Raw genomic sequence first — 24905 nt, forward strand, 5'->3', positions numbered from 1 at the left:
ATCGGCTCTTTTTATTTAACCATGTAGATACAGTCTGCCAAAGGCATTACCGCTGGGTACTTGGATTCTTGAAAGCCTAATTTTTTATAAGCTGCAATGGCCAAGGTATTGTGGGTATATACGAACAGCGACACTGTATTACAGTGCAATTGCTGTTTGCCTTGCTCGCTTAATAAATTAATCAGTATTTTTGCAAGCCCTTGCCCCCGCATATTCAAAGCCACGACCAAACGTCCTAAATGACAGCATCCTTCACGTAAATAATATTGGCCAAAAGCCAACATCTGGCCTTCATTATTTACCAGCGCGTATGAGTTCAGTTCATCAAGATTTAAATCTTGTTTAAAGCTGTGTGCATCAAATGGGAAGTTAAAAAATGGCCCAGACCAAATACGCAGCTCCGCCTCTGTGTTAAACCAACCCATTAGCTTAGTTAAATGCTCATCAGTCACGCTAACTAGCTGCATGTTTTAACCTATCGAATAAACCCGATGCTCGGGTAACTGATTTATTCATTGCCATTAGTAACACGTTTTTATCTGCCACCAGCTCAAAGGTGTTTTTTGCACGAGTGATCCCCGTGTACACAAGCTGTCTGTTAATCCCTTGGTTTGCTTGATTTATTGGCGGTAAAATCATCGCCGTATACGCAAACTCAGAGCCCTGCGATTTATGAATAGTCATGGCATACACTTTATCGTGAGCGGGTAAACGAGCTGGCGAAAAAGCACGAATGTTTTCTTGCTCATCAATAAACATTGCTTTTAGTTGACCTTGCTCATCGTGCATTAAAATACCAATATCACCATTGAACAGTTTTAACTGATAATCATTTTGGCTGATCATAATGGGCATGCCCAGATAATGGCGCTGATACGGTGAAATAAGCCCTTGTTGTGACAGTGCTTTTTCAATTCGAAGATTAAGGCTGTTTACGCCATAATCGCCCTCTTTCACCGCTGCCAGTAATTGATAGTCAGAAAAAGCATTGTGCACTTTAGCCACCCCAGCACCTTCGCGTATCAGTGTTAAATACGCCTGATAATGCTGGGCTGCTAACTGAACAAAATGTTCAATCGGTTTGTTAATCACATTGTAATTAAGTTTAAGGTCGCTAAAGCCACCCTCGTTCACCGTTTGCTCAACATACCCAAGTAACCCTTGGCTATTGGTATTAACAGCTTGCGCTAATTGACCTATGCCGCTTTTGCCGTCAAAACGGTAGCTTTGCTGTAAAAACGCAATACAGTCGCTTAACAAGTAACTGTCTTCACTGTGTGAAAGCACGGCGCGATTATTAAAACACACCCGATTGAGTTGCTCTGCCCGCGCTTGGCTGTAGGCGGGCATTTTTTCAAGTGTTAATCCTTGGCATAAATCGCTGAGAATACTGCCAGTATCAACTGAGGCTAATTGGTCTTTATCTCCCAGCAGAATTAACCGAGCATGACTTGGCAGCGCCTCAATTAATTTTGCCATTAACGATAAATCAACCATGGAGGCTTCATCAATGATCAACACATCTAAATGCAGTGGATTACGTTTGTTATGGCGAAATTTATTCGTGTGCGGAATCACGCCAAGTAAGCGGTGAATCGTTTGTGCCGTTTCAGGAATAAGCGGTGCGATGTCTTTTGGGATCATACTGAGTTTTTGCTTCGCTCCCAAAATTGACTCACTTAAACGAGCCGCGGCCTTACCCGTTGGTGCAACCAACTTAATTGTCAACGGTGCACTGGCATACAACGACTGCATAATAGCTAATAATTTGGTGACAGTTGTGGTTTTACCGGTGCCTGGCCCTCCGGTAATCACACTAAAGCCTTTGGTGGCGGCTATGGCACATGCTACTTTTTGCCAATTTAACGTTTTAATAGGATCTGCGGGGTCTTCACGGTGAGCTTCATCAGGGAAATACTCTGTCAAAAGCGCAGTTAAAGCCGTTTCATCGATGTTTAGTGGTTTTGCTGCCAAATGACTCAAACGTGACGCTAACACAGTTTCATACTGAGCTAATCGCGCAAAATATAACTTATTAGCAAACAGCAGCAGTGGCTTGTCATCACCCACACAAGCTGCAGCCATGAGCTGTGTTTCAGCTTGCTGCGCGTCATAGTTTTCTGAAAACGGCGAAATAATATCAGGTGCAGCAATGCTTGCGTCTGATACTGCCTGTTCTCTAATTGCAAACGGATTTTGCCAATTAATAGCGTTTAAATCTAAGCAACTATGCTGGCTTTGCTGAGCGACGGCAAGCAACAAAATAAGATAAAACACCTCATTCTTCTGGGAGGTATCAGTGCCTATTAAAAGCTCAGCAAGTTTTACATCCACTAAGCGAATACGTTTCGTCTCTAACAAAAAGTCCAGTAAGGGCTGTGTTTTCATTTCAACCTCAGTCCCCTCTAATGCCTGTACAGGCTCCTTTAACGGCTCTTTGTGTTTGCGAGGTTGCTCTGGTTCACGTTCATCAAAGCCAAATGTCATCTGACTCATAACATTGCTCCTCGTGCAAATAAACTATCCAGCTCAAGTACTTGCTGCTTTGTAAGCTGATTAAAGTACACCCCTTGGCCATCACTCATGCCCCGTAAAAAGGTGTAATACACGCCGCCTAAATGGGTCTCTATGTCGTAATTTTTAACACGTTGTTGTAATAAGCGATGCAGTGCAACAGTGTAAATCAAATACTGTAAATGATATTGGTGACTGCTCATCGCTTGCTCAAGCTGATCATGTTGATAATCAGCTGCGCTGTTGCCTAAAAAGTTCGACTTATAATCAAGAATGTAATACTTATCCTGCCAACAAAAAATTAAATCGATGAAGCCTTTTAGTAAACCTTGCACATCAGTAAAGTCGAGTTTCCCTGGTAAACCAAAATGCTTTACCAAAATTTGATTTAACTTATCACTTGAAAGCGATAATAACGGTAAATTAAATTCCATTTCGACTAAACACACTTCAGGCGAAAGCGCCGATAAACAAAGCCCTTTATCGTTTAGTGGACACTTTAAAGCGGCATTGATCCAGCTTTCGGTCATTGCCTCCCAACTATCATCAATGTGATACTTGGCAAACAGTTTTGTTATTACCTTATCAAGAGCATGGTCGTCACGCTCGTTGTCAGGTCGTTTCAATGCATAGGGATCCGTAAAGTCCAATTGCTCAAATATTTCGTGTAAACAACTGCCCGGCTTTGCACCTTTCGGGAAACTATAGGGGGTTAGTTGCACTGCTTGCTGCGCTAAAAATTCATCTTTTTCGTGATCTTCATCACTGCGCCCCAGTTCAATATGATCAGTCTGCTTTTTAAAGGTTAATGCACTAAAGCTGGTTGAACGCCAATCTCGTTCAATGTGGGTTTCGAGTGTGTTGACTTGATATGACTGCTCAGCATCTGTGCTTGTTAGGTCAAGCACAGTGACCTCATCGGGTTGCGTAAAAGCTTCAAAATGCATATGCGCCGACTGAGCACAAAAATCGCTTAATAACCTGTGCCACTCATCAGCCGATTTAATTTCTTCCCCTGCAAACAGTACATGACCAATACTGGTACTTTGTATACCAGGGCGATTACTGCGCCCTTGTGCAATGTTATACACACCGACTGAGCAAAAATGTACAGCACGGGTCAACGCCACATACAATAAACGCAAGTCTTCAGCTAAGCGTTCTTGCTCTGCTTTTTGTAAGGCCTCATCACTGTTAGCAAGGTCGTAAACCAGTTTTCCGTTATGATGATAAAGCGCTTCTTTGGTTTCACGGTAGCCACAAGCAAACGGCATAAACACTATCGGATATTCCAAGCCCTTTGAAGCATGCATCGTGACGATTTTTACTAAATTGGCATCGCTTTCAAGACGAACTTGCACCGCTTCACCCTCTTGTTGGCTGACCTTTTGCGCAAACCAGCGCAATAATCGGTGAGTGCCTTCTAGTTCAATTTGCTTTTGCTGCAAGATTTCACCTAAATGGCGAAAATCTGTCAGCCAACGTTCCACGTTATAACCAAGCCCCTGCCAGCGTGCAGCGAGTTGATTGTGGCTCAGTAAGCGCTCAAGCATCGCCATCGCACCTTGCTTATGCCAAATATGTGAAAGCTGAGCGAAAAAGTTTAAATGTTCTTGCCATTCGCTTTCGTTTTCATGTAACGCATAAATACGGTTATAGCTTAAGCAAAACAAGGGGCCTGCCAGTACGCCGCGCAATAATGATTCATCGTACTGACCATGAAGCGCTGTTAAAAAGTTTAATAAATGATGACTAAGCTCTTGCTGAAACACGCTATCGCGAGATAAATACACGCTGGCAATGGCTGCCTCACTCAACGCCGACTTCATCAGTTGTGCTTCGTTTCTATCTCGCACTAATACACAAATATCGGCAGCGGTGACCGCTTTGCCAGCAATTGTGGCTTCACCTGAATGCGCCTGCTTAAGTAAGCGTGTGATTTTTTGTGTGTAGTGCTGGGCAAGCGCCTGCTGGGCAACCCCTTTGCTGGTTGGCTTATTATTAGCCTGAGCGTATTCATCAACAAACACTGAAAACTCAAATGCATTGGTGGTTTCGCCATTGATTAAAAACGCTTTGTTTTCAGGCTTCCCCTTTGCATGAACTGCTTGAAACGGAATCGCATCGTTATAAATAAAGCTATTAGCGTTTTTAGAAAAAATGCGATTTACACTCTCGACCACCCCTTCACTTGAGCGAAAGTTAGTGTCTAATGTGTATTGTTTTTGCGCAACAACCGCTTTTTTGGCACCAATATAGGTAAAAATATCTGCACCACGAAAACCATAAATAGCCTGCTTTGGGTCGCCTATCATAGCGAGTGTGGTATTTTTGGCGTTATAAATGCGGCTAAAAATACCGTATTGCACTGGGTCGGTATCTTGGAATTCGTCTATCATGGCAACAGGAAATAAGGCCGCTATTTTTTCGCTTAGCACGTCTCCTTGGTCGCTACAAAGTGCCTGATGCAAGTTAGTTAGCAAATCATCAGGGGTGATAACCCCTTGCTCCTGCTTACGTGTTATAAGTGCATTCGCAACCCATTTTGTTGCATATTGCACTATCGCAATATTCAAGCCGTTATTAATAAGGCTACTCAGTTTGGCCATTTCATCAAACTGTGCCGTCATTGCGTGACTAAGCAAACTGCCGTTTTTCTTATAATTCGCAGGGTCGCTTAAATTCTCTGTGCTCCAAACTTCAAACGAATACTTGCTGGTGCCAAATACAAAAAAGGTGTCGTCATTGTTTAGATATTCTTCAAGCGCTGCAAGGCTGTTTTTGCGGCCTGGCGTTTTAGAACCACTCAGATCAGACGCTTTTACAGCATTGATAAATTCACTGTCACGGCATGCCTTTTTAAAAGCAGGTACTTTTGCGACAAAGTTATCGCGTGCTTGCCATATTTCATCAAGGTTGTATTCAGGGGTAATAATCGCCCCTTGTTTGCTGAGCAAGCTGACCACGTGCGAATACATCGACGCTGGCACCGGGAAAATATCAATAATCGCTTCTGTGCGCGCTTTTGACTGTGGGTATACAAAGGCACGCCAAAAATCATTGAGTGTTTCTTGAATGAGCTCTCGCTCATCTAAAATAAATTCTAAGTTAAACGCTACACCCGACTCAAACGCGTGCTGTTTGAGCATGCGCTGACAAAAGCCATGAATAGTAAAAATCGCCGCTTCGTCCATTGATTTGGCCGCAGCGTCGAGTAAATCAAACGCCGCGTGTTTGTCATTAACTTCATTGATAATTTGACTAATTAATTCATCTTCAGGATTTTTGCCCAGCAGTGCATCTCTGGCATTGATTATGCGTGCGCGCACACGGTCTTTTATTTCTTGGGTAGCCGCCTCAGTGAAAGTAACAACCAATATTTGTTCAACACTGAGCGGGGTATTTAAAAGCGCAGTGCCGTCTACGTGCGTCGCTTTTTGTAAGCCCAATAAATAACGTAAATACAACCCCGTTATAGTGTACGTTTTACCTGTACCGGCACTGGCTTCAATCAGGCTTTGCCCACAAAGCTCCATGCTAATAGGATTAAGCGTTTGCATGGTCAGCCTCCTGCGCTAATTCAACCAGCGGCGATAAAAGCAGCTCACTCCAATGAATAAACTCGTCTTCGCAGTCTTTTAGATTCCGAATGGTTAGGCGAATATAGGGGTTTTCTCCTTCACCCACCCCGATATATTGCGGGGCAAATTTATTATTCGCTTTTGCCATGTCTTTATTTGTTTTAATGTACTCGTAGCCACTTACTGGAAAAAATGCCACTGGCCGTGTAAGTAATGCTTTATAGAGCATAAACCAATCGTTCAAATAACCACGTGCATCGTCTTGTGAAAGCGCTGAAAAACTAATTTGTTTATCTAAACCAAGTATTAAGGTTTCAACATGTTGGCCCATGATCTGTGCAGCTAAATGCTGAATAAAGCCCTTAATCACGTCTTTGGCTTTAATGCTTGCGGTACGATAAAATACCTGTTTTTGCCCGTAAATGTGGTTAAGCCAGCCCTCTAAGGTGGTATTTTCAAGAGTTATTTTGACTTCAATTGGCAGCAACTCATCATCTTGAATATGGGCTTTCACCTGCCCTGCTAACGCATCAACACGGTGCTGCATACTTTCAAACACCAAATCGCCAACATGCGCTTGGGGCAACTCACCGCGTTGCATGATTTGCGCTTTATTAAGTGGCGTTTCAAGAATGCTGGCCTCTAAAATTTCATCTAAGTAGAAATAGCGACGCAGTGCATCAAGGCTAAATGGCTCTTCATCTTTCGCAATATCATTAAATTGCGGCAACCTTAAGCCCAAACTCTGCTGATAAAAGCTTTCGTGCGGCTGACACACACTGCGAATAAACTGGTTTAGCTCAACAATTTGATCGGGTGATACACACAGGTCTTGCTGTGGCTCTGGCGTAATACTTTGAGCGGGTATCCACACCGGGTTATAGCTGTGCAATTGCGTTACCGCAGGCTGCTTAGCCTTAAGATAATAGGCAGGATTAAACGGTTGCAAGTGCTGATAATTAATCAGCGCCTCGGGCAGTGCTGCGTGACAGTCTTTTTCATCGTCAAATTTAAAGCTACGGGCGATGTATTCTAACAGCTCACTGACGAGTGTTGAGGGCATTCTTGGTTGGTTATCAAAACACGAGCGCCCAATATAACTGATATATAAGTTTTCACGGGCGCTTAAAATGGCTTCTAAAAACAGATACCTGTCATCTAGTTTACGCGAACGGTCGCCTTTTTGGCGTTTTGAATACGGCACTAAGTCAAAACCAATGGGCTGCACGGTACGAGGGTAATCAGCATCGTTCAGACCCAGCATACACACCACTTTAAAGGGCACGGCACGCATTGGCATCAGCGTACAAAAGTTCACTTGCCCAACTAAAAAGCGCTGTCCTACGCCTTTCTCTTGAATACCTTGCTTCACTAAATAGCTAACAATACGCTGCGAAACATCCCCTTGGTAATCACCGTTTTCGTAATGCTTAATGAGCGTATCAAGCACTTTTTGCAGTACCAGTAAATCCCAGCTTTGCTCGCCCTCATCACTGTAAATTTCGCCAAGCAGGGCTTTTAAAATCGCGGCTTTTTCGTTTAATGGTGCATCATCGTGTAGTTTTTCTTTATAACGAGCCAATACATCAATAAATTCAATTAATTTATTAAGGGTATTTAACGCCATGCCTTCGACTTCATCGGCACTGTAAATTCCCGAAAATGGCAGGTGTTCATCACGTTGTGCCACCCCTAGCAGTAACCGGTTTAACCCATGCTGCCAGGTATTTAAATCAATAGCAGGAAGACCAAAACTGTCTTTATGCGCGGCATCTAAACCCCATTTAACACCCACTCGCTCAAGCCAAAAGCCAATTTGTTCGTATTCATGAGCCTCTAAGTTAAACTTTTCGGCGATTTGTGTGACTTGCAGTAAATCAAGAATGTCAGACACACCAAACCGTGAGTAAGGTAAATCGGCCAAACTTGCAAATGAACTCAGTACAGGCTTTTCTTGTTCAATGGCTAAATCGGCTAACGCATAAGGAATAAAACGACGACCTTCTGCACCACCAAAAACGGCCTCGATATACGGGCTGTAAGTGCCAACATCGGGCATCATCACAATAATATCTTTCGGCGTTAAGTGTGGGTTTTGGTTAAACAAATTTAATAAGTAATCATGAAGCCGCTCTACTTCACGCAGTGGCGTGTGACAGTCACTGAGCACAATACTGGTATCACCTGCTTTAATTGGCAATTTACCTTCATCGTTAATAAACCATTCTTTATCGGGTGTAAGCGATTCGCCTTTAAACGCTAATTGATAAATTTCAGCATGAATTTGCGATAATAAAGTGTCATCAAATTCATTCTCAAAACCATCTAACCACTGCGCGTCTAGCTGCAATAATTGCTCAAAGTAATCTCGGCCTAATTTCCCCCACGACGATAGCAGCGGATTGCCAATAAAAAAGTACTCATGGTCGGGATTTTTTGCATGGTCTTCAAGCGCATCTAGGTGCGGACGTTTGGCATATTTTGCAGCAATTTTAGCAGCCGTTTTTTCATCTAAAGTGTCACCCCAATAGTGCTCGCTTGGATTGAAGAAAAACAGAAACACCTGCGTTTTTTTCGCAATGGCTTGGAACACTTCAAGCTGACTACTGGCAATCGCCGAAATACCAAATAAGCTAATACGCTCGGGTAATAAGCTGCTATCCATCGTTTGAAGCGCAGCGAGTAATTGGTCTTGCATATTGGCACGATGATATTGGCTTTGGCCAAGTTGTTTACTGTGCGCCACCAGCCTACGCCAAAGGTCAGGCTGCCAAGGTGCTATGCCTATATCAACATCATCAAGTTGATCTGTGCCCTGCTCCCACGTGGCAATCCAATGTGGACGATACATTAGGTATTGGTCATACACATCGGCGATTTTTTCACATAATGCGAAGGTCTTTTGGCCATCAGTATCGCCATCTAAATACGTTTTTAGAGGTAAATACAACGGCTCGTCAATACAATCAGGCAGAATAGCAAACAGCTTCCACGCAAGGTTTGCTTTATTATAGGGAGATTCACTGGGCACATCGGGCAATAGTTGCTGATACAGCTGCCAAATAAAACTAGATGGCAGTGGAAAATCAACCTGTGCGGCAATGCCTAAATGTTCACTTAAGCCTATTTTTAGCCACTGCGACATACCGGGTGACTGCACAAGCACAATTTCTTTTTTGAATGGACTCGTTAACGGATTAACTTTAAGAAGAGCGTGAAACCGCGCTTGCAGTGCTTCCATGCGATTTGATTGAATTATATTCAGCACTTTACACTGTCCTTGCTTGAAACTAACTAATTGACACAGTGTAAGATATTTTAATTAGATGGGATAGGTATAAGAGTCACCTAAGTACGCTCTTAGGTGACAATTTAAGCGATCTGCAGATTAAATAAGTTCTGCCAGCATTTCTTCGCTGTAAGGTGTTAATGCTTCACCATGGGTAACTTTACTAATGTAATCTGGGTTTGCGATAAAGGGGCGTCCAATCGCGATTAAGTCAAATTGGTTGTTATCAATTGCCTGATTAGCTGACTCAAACGTATAACTACCTACACCCACTAATGTCCCTTTATATGCACTGCGTAAGTATTCAGATGTCGTTTTATTTTCAAGGCTTGCAAAACGCATGCTGTCATCAAAAATACCCGCATGAAGATAGGCAAGATTGCGACTTTCAAGCGCTGTTAATAAATAATCAAACACGGCCTTATCGCGGTTATCTTCACTCATATTAAAATACGCACCCGGAGATAAACGTAATGCTGTTTTATCTGCGCCAATAGCTGCGATTACAGCATCTACCACCTCTAAGGCGAAACGTGACATATTTTCTGGTGTTTGACCGTATTGGTCATCGCGTTGGTTGGCAGCAAAGTGTAAGAATTGATCAATTAAATACCCATTTGCACCATGGATTTCAACCCCGTCAAAGCCCGCTTCTATAGCGTTTTCAGCCGCTTTAGCGTAATCAGCAATTAAACCTTGAATGTCTTCAATGGTTGCTGCTTTTGGTGTCACGTAAGTTAATTCACGCATGCGTGGCACAGACCCTTCTACACCGATTGCCGAAGGAGCAAGTACATCACCACCAAAAAAATGTGGGTGAGCCACACGCCCTACATGCCAAAGCTGAGCAAACATTTTGCCGCCTTTCGCATGCACTGCATCGGTGACTTTTTTCCAGCCTTGAATCTGTTCGCTGGTAAATAGCCCTGGGGTATTTGGGTAACCCTGTGCATCAGGGCGAATAATTGTCGCTTCACTAATGATTAAACCGGCATCGGCACGGCGTGCATAGTAGTCAACCATTGCTTGAGTGGGGACTAAATCATCATCACTCATACAGCGCGTAAGCGGCGCCATTAATACACGGTTTTGCAGTTCAATTGTGTCGTTTAACCTAAAGGGAGTTAATAAATCAGTAGCCATAAATGTCTCAATTATTTTTGAATGTACATTCAAGATAGGGATTCTTGAATCATTATTCAAGGCTATTTTTGAATATTTGTTCAAGATTAAGTAGACTGCAAATAATGACCTCAAAAAGTTGATGTAATGAGAACTGCTGAATTTGATAATGACTATGTGTTAAGACAAGCCATGCTAGCCTTCATGGAGTTTGGGTATGCTAAAACCAGCATGCAAAAACTAACGCACGTTACTGGCCTTCACCCCGGTTCGCTGTATGGCGCCTTTGGCAATAAAAAAGCGATATTTTTAAGAGCTATAGAACAATATCAAAAAGATCGTAATCAACAGTTCACAGCGTTATTTCATAATAAACAGCCTATTTTAGAAACACTTAAAAATTATCTGACCCTCATTGTTGATGAGTGTATCAAAGGCGAAGTAGCAAAAGTGTGCTTACTCACCAAGAGTATTTCAGAGGTAGAAGGCAACGATCCGCAAATTTGCAGCGTGCTACGTGGCAACTTAAATGCCTACGAAAATACGCTTGCCGAACAAATTCAAAAAGCCCTTGATAACAACGAATTTAAAAGCAGTAAAACCGCGCAGCAATTGGCTCGCTTTTTAGTTATGGGTATTTATGGTATCCGTACTTATGCGCTCACTAATAGCGATCCAAAAGCGCTACAGCTGCTTGCCGATGATTTATATTGTGCCCTTCTTAATTAACTCACGGCATTCGCACTATTAATAACTACTATGTCGCCACGCCAATAGCGAATAGTTATCTTACAAAAAAGCAGATCAATTTAGGAGACCACTTTTCTCTTATTACACATACACATAAAGCAACTGAGCCTGGAAAATATATATTTACAATCACAGCAAGTAACCATGACTTCATTGAACAGCTCAGTGTTAAATTAACTGTCCTACCCCATAATCCCACCTTGTAGGTTTACTCATCTCGATAAATTGACCCTTCCTGACGACCCAACTCACAGCGTTATCAGCACGATTACTGTTGTAGAAAAAGTGCACGTGTACCCTGCTTATGTCACTGTTAATATTAATTCTTCGTGGATAAATGATTTATCTTTTGCATTGGTGCCACCTTCCAGTGAACGATTTCAGATACTTAAATCTAAATCGATACGTGCAAAATCAACACATACCGAACCAACAACTATCTAATTTATAAACAGCGAATGCACCAATGGCTTGCCGCTTACGTTAATAGCCGGGAAGGCGCATTAACCACCATTCATTGCACAGAGATAATCGCTTTATTACTTGTCATATTAATTTATCACCTTATGATTAAGATGATGCTGTGTATAACTAAAAAGAGTGAGCCTGTCATGAATAATGCAACTGCAAAACGTGTTGAAACAGAATTAGACGAAATCCTTGCCCTTGGTACAAAAAAACGACTCGCTTATATGTTTGAAATGGTTCACGAATTTAAACAGATTTGGATCCTTAATGATGAGCACGGCTGTGTAATGCTTACCAATGAAGACGATGACTGCGTACCCGTTTGGCCTAGCCGTGAGTTTGCACAAAGTTGGGCAACCGGAGAGTGGCAAGATTGCGAGCCCAAAGCGATACCCGTCAAAGATTGGTTGAGCCGCTGGACGCCAGGTCTTGAACAAGATGACTTACTGATTGCCGTTTTTCCAACTGAACAAGATGACGGTACTATTTTATTCCCTGACGAATTTGACTCGCAACTAAGAGTGCCAAAAAGACGTTTTTAAATCATGCTTATAACTTAAAAAAGGGAGCAATAGCTCCCTTTTTTATGCGGCATTTACCGATAGGCTATGATACCAATCCGTAAAATACCTAATCCTGCAAATTTAACAAAAATTATTGACTACTTTGCTAAATGCTCTAAATATAATTCTAATTTTTGTGATTCGTTTAATGTTTTTAACACCGCTTCTTGTTGTGCAAACCAGCTATCGGCAATACCGTCGTTATTTTTATCTTGAACAACAGCAACATCTTTAAATTGAGCTTCATACGCTTGCCAGCTAGGAATAACGTCAAGTTCATGATTAATTAACCCATCCCCTGTTACGGGACGCTTGTCATTGAGTTGGTCATAAACTAACTGATCAACGCTGTCTATGAACACGCCATTTGCATTTCTATTCGCTCCCGCTAACTGATTTTGTGCGATGTCATAAAACACCTGCTTCGCATTCTTTGCTTTAAAATCAGACTCTTTCTCAACTATAATTTTTTTATCACTCAACCAAGGGCTGTTTGCTTGGCTGGCGATACGTTTCCCTTCTTTTTTATTTCTATAATTGACAGCTAACCAGTTTTTATCATCAAACTCTGGGTACCCTTCTAGAATATTTCCAGCGATATAAGCTTGGTTTTTGCTAATGAATGGGGAGAACCAAATATCCGCAAATTGAATGCGCTTGCTCGCTTTACACGGTTTGTAATAATTCGCTATCAGATTAAATCGCCCATTCTCAGAGCCATACACATTATTGTGTCCCCAATTAAAAATAATATTATTACTCACTTCGATAAATTCATCTGTGTAAGGGTAAGGAGATTTTAGTCTATGTCCATTTATACGGGGAGTTCTACTTGCATGATTTGCTATTATATTATTAATAAAAGAGGCATTAGCTCCTCCCCAAATACCACCATAACCATGCTTTCCTTTAGGATGAATAGAGTCGTTTAAGCTATATGAAATAATAGAGTTTTGTAATGTGAAATTACGATTATTGTAAAAGCTACCCGTTTCATCAACAGACCAGCTTAATGAACAATGATCTATAATAACATTGTTAGAATTGCGCACAGTTAGTGCGTCTTCTACCACCTTAAATGTCCCTAATCGAAAACGAATAAACCGAATAATCACATCCTCTGCATTTGAGACAGTAAATGGCGCACCTGAAATGGTAATGCCTCCCGCAGAGGTTTGCCCTGCTAGCGTAATTCGACCGTGGTTTACTTTTAATTCTTTTGACAGCTTAATCACCCCAGACACAGCAAATGTAATAACGCGAGGATGCTTTTGATTAATTGCGTAACGTAAGGTTCCGGGCTCATCTTTGTCTTCGAGGCTCGTTACAATATACAATTTCCCCTCTGCGCCACCTCGAGAGAATTTACCAAACCCTTCAGCACCATCAAAGGCAATAGACCTAGGCGTTAACGACTGACCCATACTATTTGCACTAAATAATGACACACTCAATGCACCAAACAGTAGCAATAGGACATTTCGACGAAACCGGTATTGTTCACTTTTCATTCAAACCCACCTTTTTGTACCTTATAGAAAAAAACCAGCCTTTATGCTGATTAAAAAATTGACAGTTTAATTAATGCGGTGTTAACTTTATGTTATCTTCATTTGCCACCGGTGGCAAATGGATTTTTAAAAAGAAAATAGAACACAATAAAAGCCTTTTAAAAAGGAACAACAATGAAAACGATAAAACTCAGCGGTATTGCAGCAGCACTTTTGGTTGCCCTGCCCGTCTATGCACAAGACGCACAGACAACCAAACCCGTACCGCAAACAGCGTCTAGTAGTAATGAAAAAACAGCGATAAAGAAAGCCCAAGATGAAGATGATGACATGGAGATCATCGCTGTAACAGGCATTTATCAGGCTGATTTAAAAGCCCGAGCAATGGAACGTGAAAGCAAAGCATTTAGCTCTGTGATTGCTACAGATGATTTAGGTAACTTAGTTGACCAAAATGTCGCTGAGTCTCTACGTCGTGTTCCCGGTGTCACCTTAGAAAGAAGCGAAGGCGAAGGTAAATATGTAGCAGTACGTGGTCTTGGTCCCAAATTTGTGTCGGTAAATATGAATGGCGCGGAACTTTCTGGTGCAGGTGATGACCGAAAAGTCGGTCTTGATGGCATAACGGGTGACTCTCTTGGTGCAATTGAGGTGTTTAAAACGCTCACACCTGATATGAACTTAAACTCAATCGGTGGCGCAGTAAACGTAAAAGCTATTTCGGCTTATGACCGTGGTGACAATACACTGAAAATAAAACTTCAAGATTCTTACAATGAAATGAGAGAGGCACATTCACCGAAGTTTAGTATTGATGGTACACAGTTGTTATTTGATGACAAAGTTGGTATTGGCTTTGCAGCCAGCTATGAAGACAGACAAACACAAGTCGATGAAGTACGTCATCACAGCTCTCGTGATATGAACTTTTTAAAAGGGGGTATTGGTCTCTCTGAAACAGAATTAGCAAATGCAGAAGAAATTTTAATCCCTGCACAGCTCGAAAACCGTCGCGAAATAGCGGATCGTAAACGTACCAATGCCACACTGAATGTCGAATTCAAACCAAATGAAGACAGCTTTTACTATATTCGTGGTAATTATTCAAAATACACCGACGACGATATCGCTCAACGTGAATTTTATAACTTTTATAATGGCGATCAAGAAGACGAAGTTATTTATGTTAACCCACAAACTAAGGAGTTTGCACTTTCAGATATTGATGTTTACAACCAGTATTTTATTCAAGAAGGTGAAACTGTAACCACCAACTATAGCTTTGGTGGTGAAAACTACTTTGCTGAGTCGTGGCGCGTAGATTATGAATATGCTTACTCTAAAACAGACGATGAATCAGTGGGTGATCGTCGTGTGCAATTCCGCGAACGAGAAAATATCGTTTATGGCAAGGCTGGCCGTGATTTTATTACTGCGAAAGTATTAACGCCTTCTGAAGCTGCGGCTCTTGGTGGTTTTGAGCTTGACCCAGACAATGATGTTTTTGCTGGTGAGGCCGACGGTGATTTAAGCGATCTTTCTAATATGCAATACGATAACCTATTCATGGAAGACAGCACCCGCACAGACGAAATCACAAGCTTTAAACTTAACTTTCAAAAGGAGTTTGATAGTCAGTTTTTAAATTCTATAAAGTTTGGGGGCACCTATAACGAACGTGAACACTATAGAGATAAAGATCGTTGGAGTTACACGATAAATGCTGATGATTGCGATGGTAATGAAACCTGTATCGCTGTTGCTAACTCTAATATTACCGATTATGACTATAGTGTGCCCGCTGGTGATTTATTCACCTACCCTTTAGTGTCCGCGCAGGATGTTGAGTACATGGTTGATTCAACAAAAATCACGCGCGAAAATGCCACCGGTGGCGAAGTGTCAATCGACAGCACTAAAGAAGACTATGTACTCACCGAGGACACGTATGCCGCTTATGTTATGGCAGAACTGCAGTTATCAGAAAAACTAAGCGTAATAACGGGTGTGCGTTATGCGCATACCGAGTTTTCGTCGACTGGTTTTATGTCACTTGAAAATGACGATTGGTCATTTGGTGGTGAGCATACCTTAGATATTGCAGTTCCGTTACCTGAATCATCAATAACTTACAGTGAATACTTCCCTAGTATGCATCTTCGTTATGAACCAAATGAAACGATGTTAGTTAGAACCTCTTTATGGACCAGCTACACTCGCCCTTCGTTTAAACAAGCACGAGGATATGCACGGTTTGATGATGATATCAGTTTATGCGACCCCACAACCAATACATGTTATAGCGAACCCGATGGGCAAAGTGCATTAGAATTACAAAACTATATTTTGGGGCCCGACAATGCACTTCAAGTTGGTAACCCAAATCTTGTCGCAATGACATCAGACAACTTTGACGCCTCATTTGGTTGGTATCCTTCCAAAGAATTATTCGTTGAAGTAGCCGTTTTCTATAAAAATATTGATAACTTCATTGTTGATGTCAGTGGTATTCAAATGGGGTTAGATGAGCTACCTCTTACATTACCTGTTGATCATGTTTCTGACTTCGCGATTCCACAAGACTTAGTCATAAATCAAGTTGATATCACCTTAAACGGTGATAAAGCAACCGTGTATGGTATGGAGCTCAGTTATAACCAGTTTTTTGAAAACGGCTTATTTTGGCAAAGTAATATGACCGTCGTCAGTAGTGAGTCAAAACTCGATGACACCATACGCTATGAAAAAATGCCGTTACCAGGCCAAGCAGATATTACCGCTAATATTGCGCTGGGTTGGGAGAATAAAACAGCGTCACTTAGGCTAATCAGTAATTATCGTTCCGATATTTTAGAGCAAGTAGGCTCTTGCCCTATTTCAGCAGACAAAAATGATGCTAAAGCATGTAAAACATGGGCTGATATCTACCAAGATGACATATTAACCTTTGACATAAAAGCGACTTACGACTTCAACGAACACCTTTCATTCTACTTTGATGCAATCAATATCACCGACGAGTCAGACCTTCGTTATTTCACCGGTAATGATCAGTCTGGCGGCGAGATTTTGTATCAACGAGAAGATTATGGTCGGACATATCAACTAGGAATGAATTATAAGTTCTACTAATAATTCAACTACTTAAAACAACAATAATCACTGAACACACGCGTTTGTGTTGCTAAACGCGTTCATCCTTGGAGGGATGTATGAATAGCACAATTAAAATTCCATCTTGCTTATTGCTTGCTGCCGTACTTGCAGGCTGCGGCGAAGAAAGCTCTGTCAACGTAAAAGAGGCGCCACTCCCCCCTATTCAAGGGGTTTTTATAGATAGCCCTGTCGCCGGATTGACCTATAACAGCCCGTCTGTGACAAACGGTAAAACGGACAGTAATGGCCAATTTGATTATTTCCGTGGTGAAGCGATCACATTTTCTATTGGTGAGCTGACATTTCCAAGTGTCGCGGCCAGCAATGTTGTCACTCCACTGAGCGTATTCTCTACAGACACCGTATTTCATCCTGCTGTAATCAATAGTTTGCGTTTATTGCAGTCGTTAGATGTGGATGGTGACACCAGTAACGGTATTACCATTAGTGACGCAGCAGCACAGGCTGCCGTAATGGAATTAGCCCAAGGACAAACACCTGCAGAATTCTTTGCCAGTGACGATTTTGACGAAAAGGTAAATCAATGGCTTGCTAACGCTGGGGGAGCAAATACCAGCTTAGTGAGTGCTGATACTGCCATTATGCATTTTGTAGATTTTATTTTTGAGCAGTATAACAGTACACAGCCTCTCGCCTTCACTCCTGCCGACTTCACGGGAACAATTTATAACCCCGTTGTAAAAGGGGCAAAAGCGAGTATTGAAATGTGGCAGTTTACACCCAGTGAAGAAGGAGCAAGCACGGGGTCATTCACTAAGCTAGTCGATGGGAATGAAACGCTTGTTGGCAGCTATGAGTTTCAGTTTGGTAATCGCGTTTTAGTATTAACAACCAGTGAAGGTGATACACCGAGTAAGCATTATTTAATTTCTCGCTCGCACAACACTGTCAATAATACCTTTAGTGTGTGCTCTACAAATGATGCAGCACAGCTTGCAACGTTAGTACTTAGCTGTGATAACAACGATGATGCATACAACAATATTTTAGCATTTGATGAACAGCAAGCCCAAAATGAGTTGGTAAAGCTTAGTGAACTTGCTGAACAAACCGGTCTTGCGTTAAACGAAGAATTCGATACCGACACTGATACATTCTTCTCATCCAGTTATAAGAGCCTCTCTGATGAGCAAGGAAGTGGGCCTCTTTATTTTAAATCTGGCGGCAGTGCCATTATCAATGAATTGGGTCAGCTTGTTTTGGAAGGTGACCGTTTCACAATCGGTAATACCCTGCCTGGTAAAGAATCATCGCCAAGCGATACAACGGGTGTGGGAATATACAATTTAAGCGAAGGCTTCACTATTAGCTTTGACGTCATTAGCCATAATGGTGCAGGCTCTCTTTCTTTATACGTTGATAACAATACAACAAGCCAAAGTAACTCTGTGCATGCTGATGCATCAAAGTTTTATGGAAAATCGATTGATGAAACCAACCTGCCTGTCGGACAACGCTTCTCTTATACTTATATACCTGGGCAAGATGTTAATACAGGAACTGAATTAACGCACCCAGATGCACGCGGTATCCTGAGCGCAGATATTAAAAACTCTTACTTTCAAATCAGAACCGATTCAGCCGCCTTATTAGTCATAGATAATCTAAAAATAGAAACAGTTGCGACAGATGTGCCAGAAGTTGAGCCACCTGTTGAACCGCCAATTGATCCACCTGCAACAGGCGAGATCCCCACTGTTGAACTGCCTTACACAAACGATTTTACGACTGTTACTGGTGATATTTTTTCTGTCGACTATCAAAAAATAGTTGATAGTCAAGGTAATGAAGTTCCGATGTTTTCAAAAACTGGAGGATCCGTCACCGTCGTCGAAAACGGCTTAGAACTGGACGGGGGCCGATTCACTTTGGGTAATACCACTGCGGGCGTGGAAACCAGCGAAAATGATACAAACTCAACGGGGGTATTTGATTTATCAAGGCCTTACCAAGTCGTCATGGATATTGTCAGTGCCAGCGATCCTGAAGGTGACAACAAGTTCCAAATCTATGTCGACAACAATACATCAAGTAGCTCTAAATCGATGCACGGTGGTGAATCTCGATTCTTCAACGAGTTAATCAATGACTTAGTTGTTGGCGAAACCTTAGTCGTACCCGGAAAACTCGCTACCAAGAACTCTTTTTTACAATTGCGTACCGAGACAGGCGGTAAAGTAGTGATTAATAATTTACGCATTGAGTACGTTGAAGACCCAAGTATCTTTAAGTGTTCAGATGCACCTGAACTGTATTTTTGTGATGATTTTGAAAGTGGTGATTTGAGCAACTGGAAAATTTTAGCAACGCCTACTAACGTAGACGGTGCCATGGGTGAATTCGATATTTTAAATATCAACGGTAATAACATGATGCGATACACCGCAGGCAACGCAGGCGGTGAACTTATTTTAGCCACAGACGAAGCAATGCAAAATATCCCACAAACAGGTAATTATTTTGTAGAAGCGAAAATTCGTCCTCGTCAAAACAGTACAACAGCAAACAAACAGTTGTATATGATGGCCCGTTATCAAGATACAGGAAACTGGTACGGTGGCGGTTTAAATGTACAAAACTCATCTAGTAGCACGCGAGTAGAAGTTGCTGTCAGCACCGAGGGCTCTATTGCACGCCCTGTTCAGGCAAGTACACCTATTTTACTCGGCGAAAAAGGGGGCACAGAAGACGGTGTTTGGTACACCACCCGTTTTGAATTAATCAATGATCAATTAACCATTTACTTAAATGGTGAAAACTTAGGCTCAGTGAGTGATACAAATTATAGCGCACGTGGGCTAATAGGTTTATTTACTAATAACCGTTCATTTGAATTGGATGACTTAAAAGTTGGCGATCCGACTATCAAACCCATTCAACTCACACTGGATTACAAGGACCCTAACTGGGACACCTCAACGACAGCTGAACCATTAACAATTAATGTCACCGCCATTAAAAATGATGGGGTAACAATTGATGAATTCACAGTGACTTCAACTGATGACAAAATTGTCAGTGTCGATATCAATGGTAGTGTAATTACTCTCACCCCAATGGCGGCCGGTAATGCCACGATTACGTTCGTCTCTGGTTCTGATAGTACCATAACCCGAACAATAGAGGTGAGTGTGGCTGAAGGTTTTGTCATGCCAACAACTGACTATGGCGACTTAACTGGAAAATTATTTCCTGAAAAAAACAGTGCCAATCAATTTATTGATACGCAATTTAGCCTTACATTTGATAATGAACCAAGTTTAGGCGCTTTAGGTGAAGTACGTATTTATAAAGTCAGCGATAACAGTTTAGTCGATACCCTTACCGTTGGTAAAAACATTGACCACATTGGTTTTGCTGGACAAGCTAAAGTTCGCTCTGTTTACTACTATCCACTACAGCTAAATGGGAACACGCTCACCATTAAACCACGCAATAATACCCTTGAGTATGGACATACATACCGTGTTGTAATTGGTGATGATGTCGTGGTTGGTGCAATGCTAAATGGTCAAGAATTTAGTGGCCTAGGTGATAACAGTCAATGGGACTTTGTCACTAAAGTAAGCATGCCTGCAGGTAATCAGCTGCTCGTTGATGATGAAGGTGCGGCAGACTTTAGAACTGTGCAAGGTGCACTTAATTTTGCTATGCAGTACTTGGGCAAAGATGAGCACACCACTGTCTCCATAAAAGACGGCATCTATAACGAACTGTTATTTTTACGCGATAAAAACAACCTCACTATTCAAGGTGAAAGCCAAGAAAACACCGTTATTCAATATGAGAATTACGAGTCTATGAATGGCGGCACGGGTGGCAGTGCACCTATTAGCACAGGAACACCTAACGGAGGTAGAAGTGTGTTTTTAGTAGAAGGTGTCGACATGCTGACCCTTAATAATCTCACCCTTAAAAATACGCATATTCGTAATAAAGTGGATTCAAACCAAGCAGAAACTATTTATTTCAATAGCCCGTACCGCCTAGTTGCGAACAATGCCCGCTTTAAAAGTGAACAAGATACCCTCCTGTTAAAAGGATACTCATGGTTCTACAACACGCTTGTTGCAGGGAATGTTGATTTTATTTGGGGTTACCCAACAACGGCGTTATTCGAGAGTTCAGAGATCCGTACAATCGGTGATTCAAAAGACGGTGATCCTTTAACTGACTCAGCGGGTGGCTATGTTTTACAAGCGCGTGTACCTGTAGAAACAGACCCTGGTTTTATTTTCTTGAATAGTCGATTCACACACGGTCCTGGCCCCATTGGCAATGATGTTTTAGATAACTCAACATACATTGCAAGAAGTGGAGGCAGCGATACATACTTTGATAATATAACCTTAATAAACAATAGGTTTGATACACATATCGCTAAAATTGGCTGGGCTGTTCAAGGTGTAAATAATCAACCTGCTCCTAACCCTAGCGTTGCCACAGCAACCAGTGGTTGGCGCGAATATGGCAGTATGGATTTAGACAGTAATCCACTTGATTTATCTGAACGCGAAGGTGGCTATATTCTTTCAGATTCAGAAGTCAGCGAGCTACTAGACCGCGAAAACATTTTTGCAGATTATAACGACGGTCAAGGATGGAGTCCAAAACCACTTGCTATTCCTCAACTACCGGATGAGCCTGTCAGCATTGCGCCAATCAATCCTAGTCGAGGGTTTGCAGGGTATAACTATAATATCACCGGAGGTGAAGGCGGTACTGTTGTTACTGTTGATAATGGGGCTTCATTAAAAGCAGCCCTAGCACAAGCGAAGTCTTCAGCATCCGCTATTACTATCTATGTTGATGGTGTAATCACAGATGCTAACAGTGGCGGTGATAATAAATCTATTGAAATTAAAGATATGAATAATGTCTCAATTATCGGTGTGGCTGATAGAGGTGAGTTTAGTGGGATTGGCATTGCTATTCGCCGCGCTAACAACATTATCATCCAAAACTTAAAAATTCATGAAGTACTCACTGGTGGTAAAGACGGAATTTCAATTGAAGGTGATGAAAACGAAACAACAGCAAACATTTGGATTGACCATAATGAGTTGTATTCTTCGCTCTCCGTGGATCAAGACTATTATGATGGCTTAATTGATTCTAAGTCGGGTGCTGAGAACATTACCATTTCTTACAACTATATACATGATAGTTGGAAAACTTCATTACATGGCCATAGTGACAATGACGACAGCAGTAATAAAAACCGTCATATCACCTTCCATCACAACCGCTTTGAAAATATTGTCTCTCGGGTCCCTTTATTTAGGTTCGGTAATGGTCATATTTTCAATAACTACTATAACAATATCACTTCAAGTGCAATTAATTCACGCATGGGAGCTGAGCTACACATAGAGAATAATTACTTTGAAAATACCAAGAACCCTGTGGTTTCTTTTTATTCAGCACAGATTGGTTATTGGAACACATCAGGTAATTATCTAGGCGAAGGCATTACATGGAGTGATGCGGCAGATGGGGATGTACGAGCAGAAGTGACTGAAAACGGCATGACGCCAACCAGCTCATATAAAGCACCTTATGAATATACGCTTACGCCTGTAATGGATGTTAAAGCACATGTACTTGCTCATGCAGGTGTTGGTAAGCTGGATCAAAGTGATTTAGACATTCCTGATATTCAGTCTCCAACGGAGCCTCCTATACAAGAACCACTTGGATTGCCTTTTACTGAAAACTTCTCTGCTGCTAATACTGATGAGTTTTTTAGTAACAGCTATCGTGATATTTCAGGATCTGCGGGTAACGAACAAGCGCTGTTCTACCGTGTAACAGGTAATGTTGACGTCGCAGGCGGACAGTTAACAATGACTGGCGCTAGAATTAGCATTGCTAACACAACCCCAAGTACCAGTACGACAGGAAATGACACCGAAACAACAGGCTTGCTTGATTTATCAAACAACTACCAAGTAACGTTCAAAGTTGCAGGGGTAGCTGGAAACACAGCCAAAAACTTTCAAATTTATGTCGATAACAATACTTCGGGTAGTAGCAATTCAATTCATGGCACTGCGTCTAAGTTTTATTCTGTGCCGCTGTCTGACTTAACAGCAGGCCAAACTTATACTGTGGATGGACTCGTTGCAACCAGCACTTCATTCATCACCATAAGAACGGAAAGTGAAGCGACTATCACATTGGATGAAATAAGCATTCAATAGTGCATTTCGCATTACGCTATAAACCTCGCAATTGCGGGGTTTATTTTTTTATAAAGAAAATTTGATAAAAATAGACAAGTATATAAAAAGGAAATGGCGGTGACGGAGAGATTCGAACTCTCGATACGTTGCCGTATACACACTTTCCAGGCGTGCTCCTTCAGCCACTCGGACACGTCACCTAAAGCGTTAACTGATTAACGCGGCGTTATAGTATGAAAACAACCCTACATACGCAAGGGGTTTTTAAAATAGCGAACTTAAGTGGCTAGTAAACAAACAAAAAAGGCAAGGTATGTACACCTTGCCTTTCATTTCTATCGCAACAATTCTTAGCGTTGTAGTGTCGCAGAGAACTCTAACATGCGATTAAGCGATTTTAACGCGCCTTCGCGTAAGTCCATATCAACAAACACTTCTTTGCCTTGTGGGTCTGTTAGGGCTTCTTCAATCGCTTTTAAGCCGTTCATAGCCATCCACGGGCAATGTGCACAGCTTTTACATGTTGCGCCTTCACCGGCTGTAGGTGCTTCAAAGAATTCTTTCTCTGGGCATAACTGCTGCATTTTATAAAAAATACCGCGGTCTGTCGCCACGATGAACTTTTTGTTGTCCATGGTTTGCGCAGCTTTAATTAGTTGGCTTGTTGAACCAACAGCATCAGCAAGGGCAACAATCTCAGCAGGAGACTCTGGGTGTACTAACACCGCTGCATCTGGGTGTAGGGCTTTCATGTCCTTTAACGCTTTGGTTTTAAACTCGTCATGAACGATACACGCGCCATTCCACATAATCATATCGGCACCGGTATTCTTTTGAATATAAGAACCTAGGTGCTTGTCTGGACCCCAAATGATTTTTTCGCCTTGCTCATCTAAGTGCTCAACGATTTCAAGCGCACATGAGGAGGTAACAATCCAATCGGCGCGTGCTTTTACCGCCGTAGAGGTGTTAGCGTACACCACTACTTTACGATCTGGGTGTTGATCACAAAACGCAGAAAACTCTTCAATTGGGCACCCTACGTCTAATGAACAGGTCGCAGCCAAAGTTGGCATTACGACTGTTTTGTTTGGCGTTAAGATTTTTGCTGTTTCGCCCATAAAACGCACGCCGGCGACAACAATAATATCCGCATCGTGTTTAGCACCAAAACGTGCCATCTCTAACGAGTCGGCCACACAGCCGCCTGTTTCTTCAGCAAGTGCTTGAATTTCAGGATCCGTATAGTAATGGGCAACAAGAACTGCATTCTTGTCTATTAGTAATTGTTTAATACGTGCTTTGTACTCAGCTTGCTCATCTTTTGATAACGGCGCTGGCTTTGGAGGAAAGATATAATCCTCAGGCATAATTTGTTCAGCTAGACTCATTTCTCGACCACTTAGTCCACAGTGCATTCATGGCGCGAATTATACGAGAATATAACGCTAAAGAACAGTATTGCTGAGTGCTGTTAAAGATAATTAAGGGATAACTTAGATAAAAAAGATAAATTAAGCGTGGTGGGTCATGATGGACTTGAACCATCGACCAATGGATTAAAAGTCCACTGCTCTACCAACTGAGCTAATGACCCGCTCTGATATGTGATGCGTAAATCCGCCGATATACATGACCATTCGAAAAGAATGGTGGGTCATGATGGACTTGAACCATCGACCAATGGATTAAAAGTCCACTGCTCTACCAACTGAGCTAATGACCCGCTCTTGATGTGTGATGCG

Annotated in this window: 11 protein-coding genes and 3 tRNA genes; 4 read left to right on the plus strand and 10 right to left on the minus strand. The window is 41.9% G+C overall.

Annotated features, from left to right (window positions below):
• Positions 1-11 precede the first annotated feature (11 nt).
• The 5 genes from H3302_RS09175 to H3302_RS09195 all read right to left on the minus strand — a co-directional run bounded on the left by H3302_RS09175 (position 12) and on the right by H3302_RS09195 (position 10527).
• On the minus strand, positions 12-467 hold the full coding sequence (locus H3302_RS09175; RefSeq protein WP_182394988.1) for an N-acetyltransferase: 456 nt from the start codon (positions 465-467) through the stop codon (positions 12-14).
• Complete coding sequence (gene recD / locus H3302_RS09180; protein ID WP_081759723.1) at positions 454-2487, minus strand: exodeoxyribonuclease V subunit alpha; 2034 nt, start codon at positions 2485-2487, stop codon at positions 454-456. Before recD ends, H3302_RS09175 begins: the two co-directional genes overlap by 14 nt.
• A gap of 5 nt (positions 2488-2492) precedes the next feature.
• Positions 2493-6074: an exodeoxyribonuclease V subunit beta gene (gene recB, locus H3302_RS09185; RefSeq protein ID WP_182394990.1), complete on the minus strand. Its 3582-nt coding sequence runs from the start codon at positions 6072-6074 to the stop codon at positions 2493-2495.
• The gene (gene recC / locus H3302_RS09190) at positions 6061-9363 is read right to left on the minus strand and encodes an exodeoxyribonuclease V subunit gamma (protein WP_182394993.1); all 3303 of its coding nucleotides are present in this window, start codon (positions 9361-9363) and stop codon (positions 6061-6063) included. Before recC ends, recB begins: the two co-directional genes overlap by 14 nt.
• A gap of 120 nt (positions 9364-9483) precedes the next feature.
• Complete coding sequence (locus H3302_RS09195) at positions 9484-10527, minus strand: alkene reductase (protein WP_065978515.1); 1044 nt, start codon at positions 10525-10527, stop codon at positions 9484-9486.
• 126 nt (positions 10528-10653) lie between these two features.
• Between H3302_RS09195 and H3302_RS09200 the strand changes: the two genes are divergently transcribed.
• Together H3302_RS09200 and H3302_RS09205 are read left to right on the plus strand one after the other, a co-directional pair.
• Positions 10654-11235 (plus strand): TetR/AcrR family transcriptional regulator, encoded by a 582-nt coding sequence (locus tag H3302_RS09200; protein WP_036967802.1) that lies wholly within the window; start codon positions 10654-10656, stop codon positions 11233-11235.
• A gap of 632 nt (positions 11236-11867) precedes the next feature.
• Complete coding sequence (locus H3302_RS09205; protein WP_074989413.1) at positions 11868-12266, plus strand: DUF2750 domain-containing protein; 399 nt, start codon at positions 11868-11870, stop codon at positions 12264-12266.
• Between the two features lie 119 nt (positions 12267-12385).
• Here the strand turns inward: H3302_RS09205 and H3302_RS09210 are convergent, their stop codons facing one another.
• Positions 12386-13798, minus strand: a complete 1413-nt coding sequence (locus H3302_RS09210) for a polysaccharide lyase family 1 protein (protein WP_182394995.1) — start codon at positions 13796-13798, stop codon at positions 12386-12388.
• 174 nt (positions 13799-13972) lie between these two features.
• Between H3302_RS09210 and H3302_RS09215 the strand changes: the two genes are divergently transcribed.
• Positions 13973-16930, plus strand: coding sequence for a TonB-dependent receptor (locus H3302_RS09215; protein WP_182394997.1), 2958 nt, complete (start codon positions 13973-13975; stop codon positions 16928-16930).
• Positions 16931-17010: 80 nt separating this feature from the next.
• A complete protein-coding gene (locus H3302_RS09220; protein WP_182394999.1) occupies positions 17011-23178 on the plus strand; it encodes a pectinesterase family protein in 6168 nt (2055 codons plus the stop codon).
• 94 nt (positions 23179-23272) lie between these two features.
• On the opposite strand, the gene H3302_RS09225 is transcribed toward H3302_RS09220, so the two are convergent.
• The 4 genes from H3302_RS09225 to H3302_RS09240 form a co-directional block, all read right to left on the minus strand.
• A tRNA-Ser gene (locus tag H3302_RS09225) sits at positions 23273-23360 on the minus strand.
• 150 nt (positions 23361-23510) lie between these two features.
• Complete coding sequence (gene nadA / locus H3302_RS09230; protein WP_036967789.1) at positions 23511-24551, minus strand: quinolinate synthase NadA; 1041 nt, start codon at positions 24549-24551, stop codon at positions 23511-23513.
• A gap of 130 nt (positions 24552-24681) precedes the next feature.
• A tRNA-Lys gene (locus H3302_RS09235) sits at positions 24682-24757 on the minus strand.
• Positions 24758-24810: 53 nt separating this feature from the next.
• Positions 24811-24886: transfer RNA gene (locus tag H3302_RS09240), tRNA-Lys, on the minus strand.
• Positions 24887-24905 lie beyond the last annotated feature (19 nt).

The sequence above is a fragment of the Pseudoalteromonas sp. MT33b genome (assembly GCF_014117385.1).
In the GTDB taxonomy this organism is placed as follows: Bacteria; Pseudomonadota; Gammaproteobacteria; order Enterobacterales; family Alteromonadaceae; genus Pseudoalteromonas; species Pseudoalteromonas lipolytica.

Bases quoted from the DNA above. Each gene is read 5' to 3' on its own strand.
- H3302_RS09175 (WP_182394988.1), bottom strand. From the start codon at position 467: ATGCAGCTAGTTAGCGTGACTGATGAGCATTTAACTAAGCTAATGGGT.
- H3302_RS09210 (WP_182394995.1), bottom strand. From the start codon at position 13,798: ATGAAAAGTGAACAATACCGGTTTCGTCGAAATGTCCTATTGCTACTG.
- H3302_RS09205 (WP_074989413.1), top strand. From the start codon at position 11,868: ATGAATAATGCAACTGCAAAACGTGTTGAAACAGAATTAGACGAAATC.
- H3302_RS09195 (WP_065978515.1), bottom strand. From the start codon at position 10,527: ATGGCTACTGATTTATTAACTCCCTTTAGGTTAAACGACACAATTGAA.
- nadA (WP_036967789.1), bottom strand. From the start codon at position 24,551: ATGAGTCTAGCTGAACAAATTATGCCTGAGGATTATATCTTTCCTCCA.
- H3302_RS09220 (WP_182394999.1), top strand. From the start codon at position 17,011: ATGAATAGCACAATTAAAATTCCATCTTGCTTATTGCTTGCTGCCGTA.
- H3302_RS09200 (WP_036967802.1), top strand. From the start codon at position 10,654: ATGAGAACTGCTGAATTTGATAATGACTATGTGTTAAGACAAGCCATG.
- recB (WP_182394990.1), bottom strand. From the start codon at position 6,074: ATGCAAACGCTTAATCCTATTAGCATGGAGCTTTGTGGGCAAAGCCTG.
- recD (WP_081759723.1), bottom strand. From the start codon at position 2,487: ATGACATTTGGCTTTGATGAACGTGAACCAGAGCAACCTCGCAAACAC.
- H3302_RS09215 (WP_182394997.1), top strand. From the start codon at position 13,973: ATGAAAACGATAAAACTCAGCGGTATTGCAGCAGCACTTTTGGTTGCC.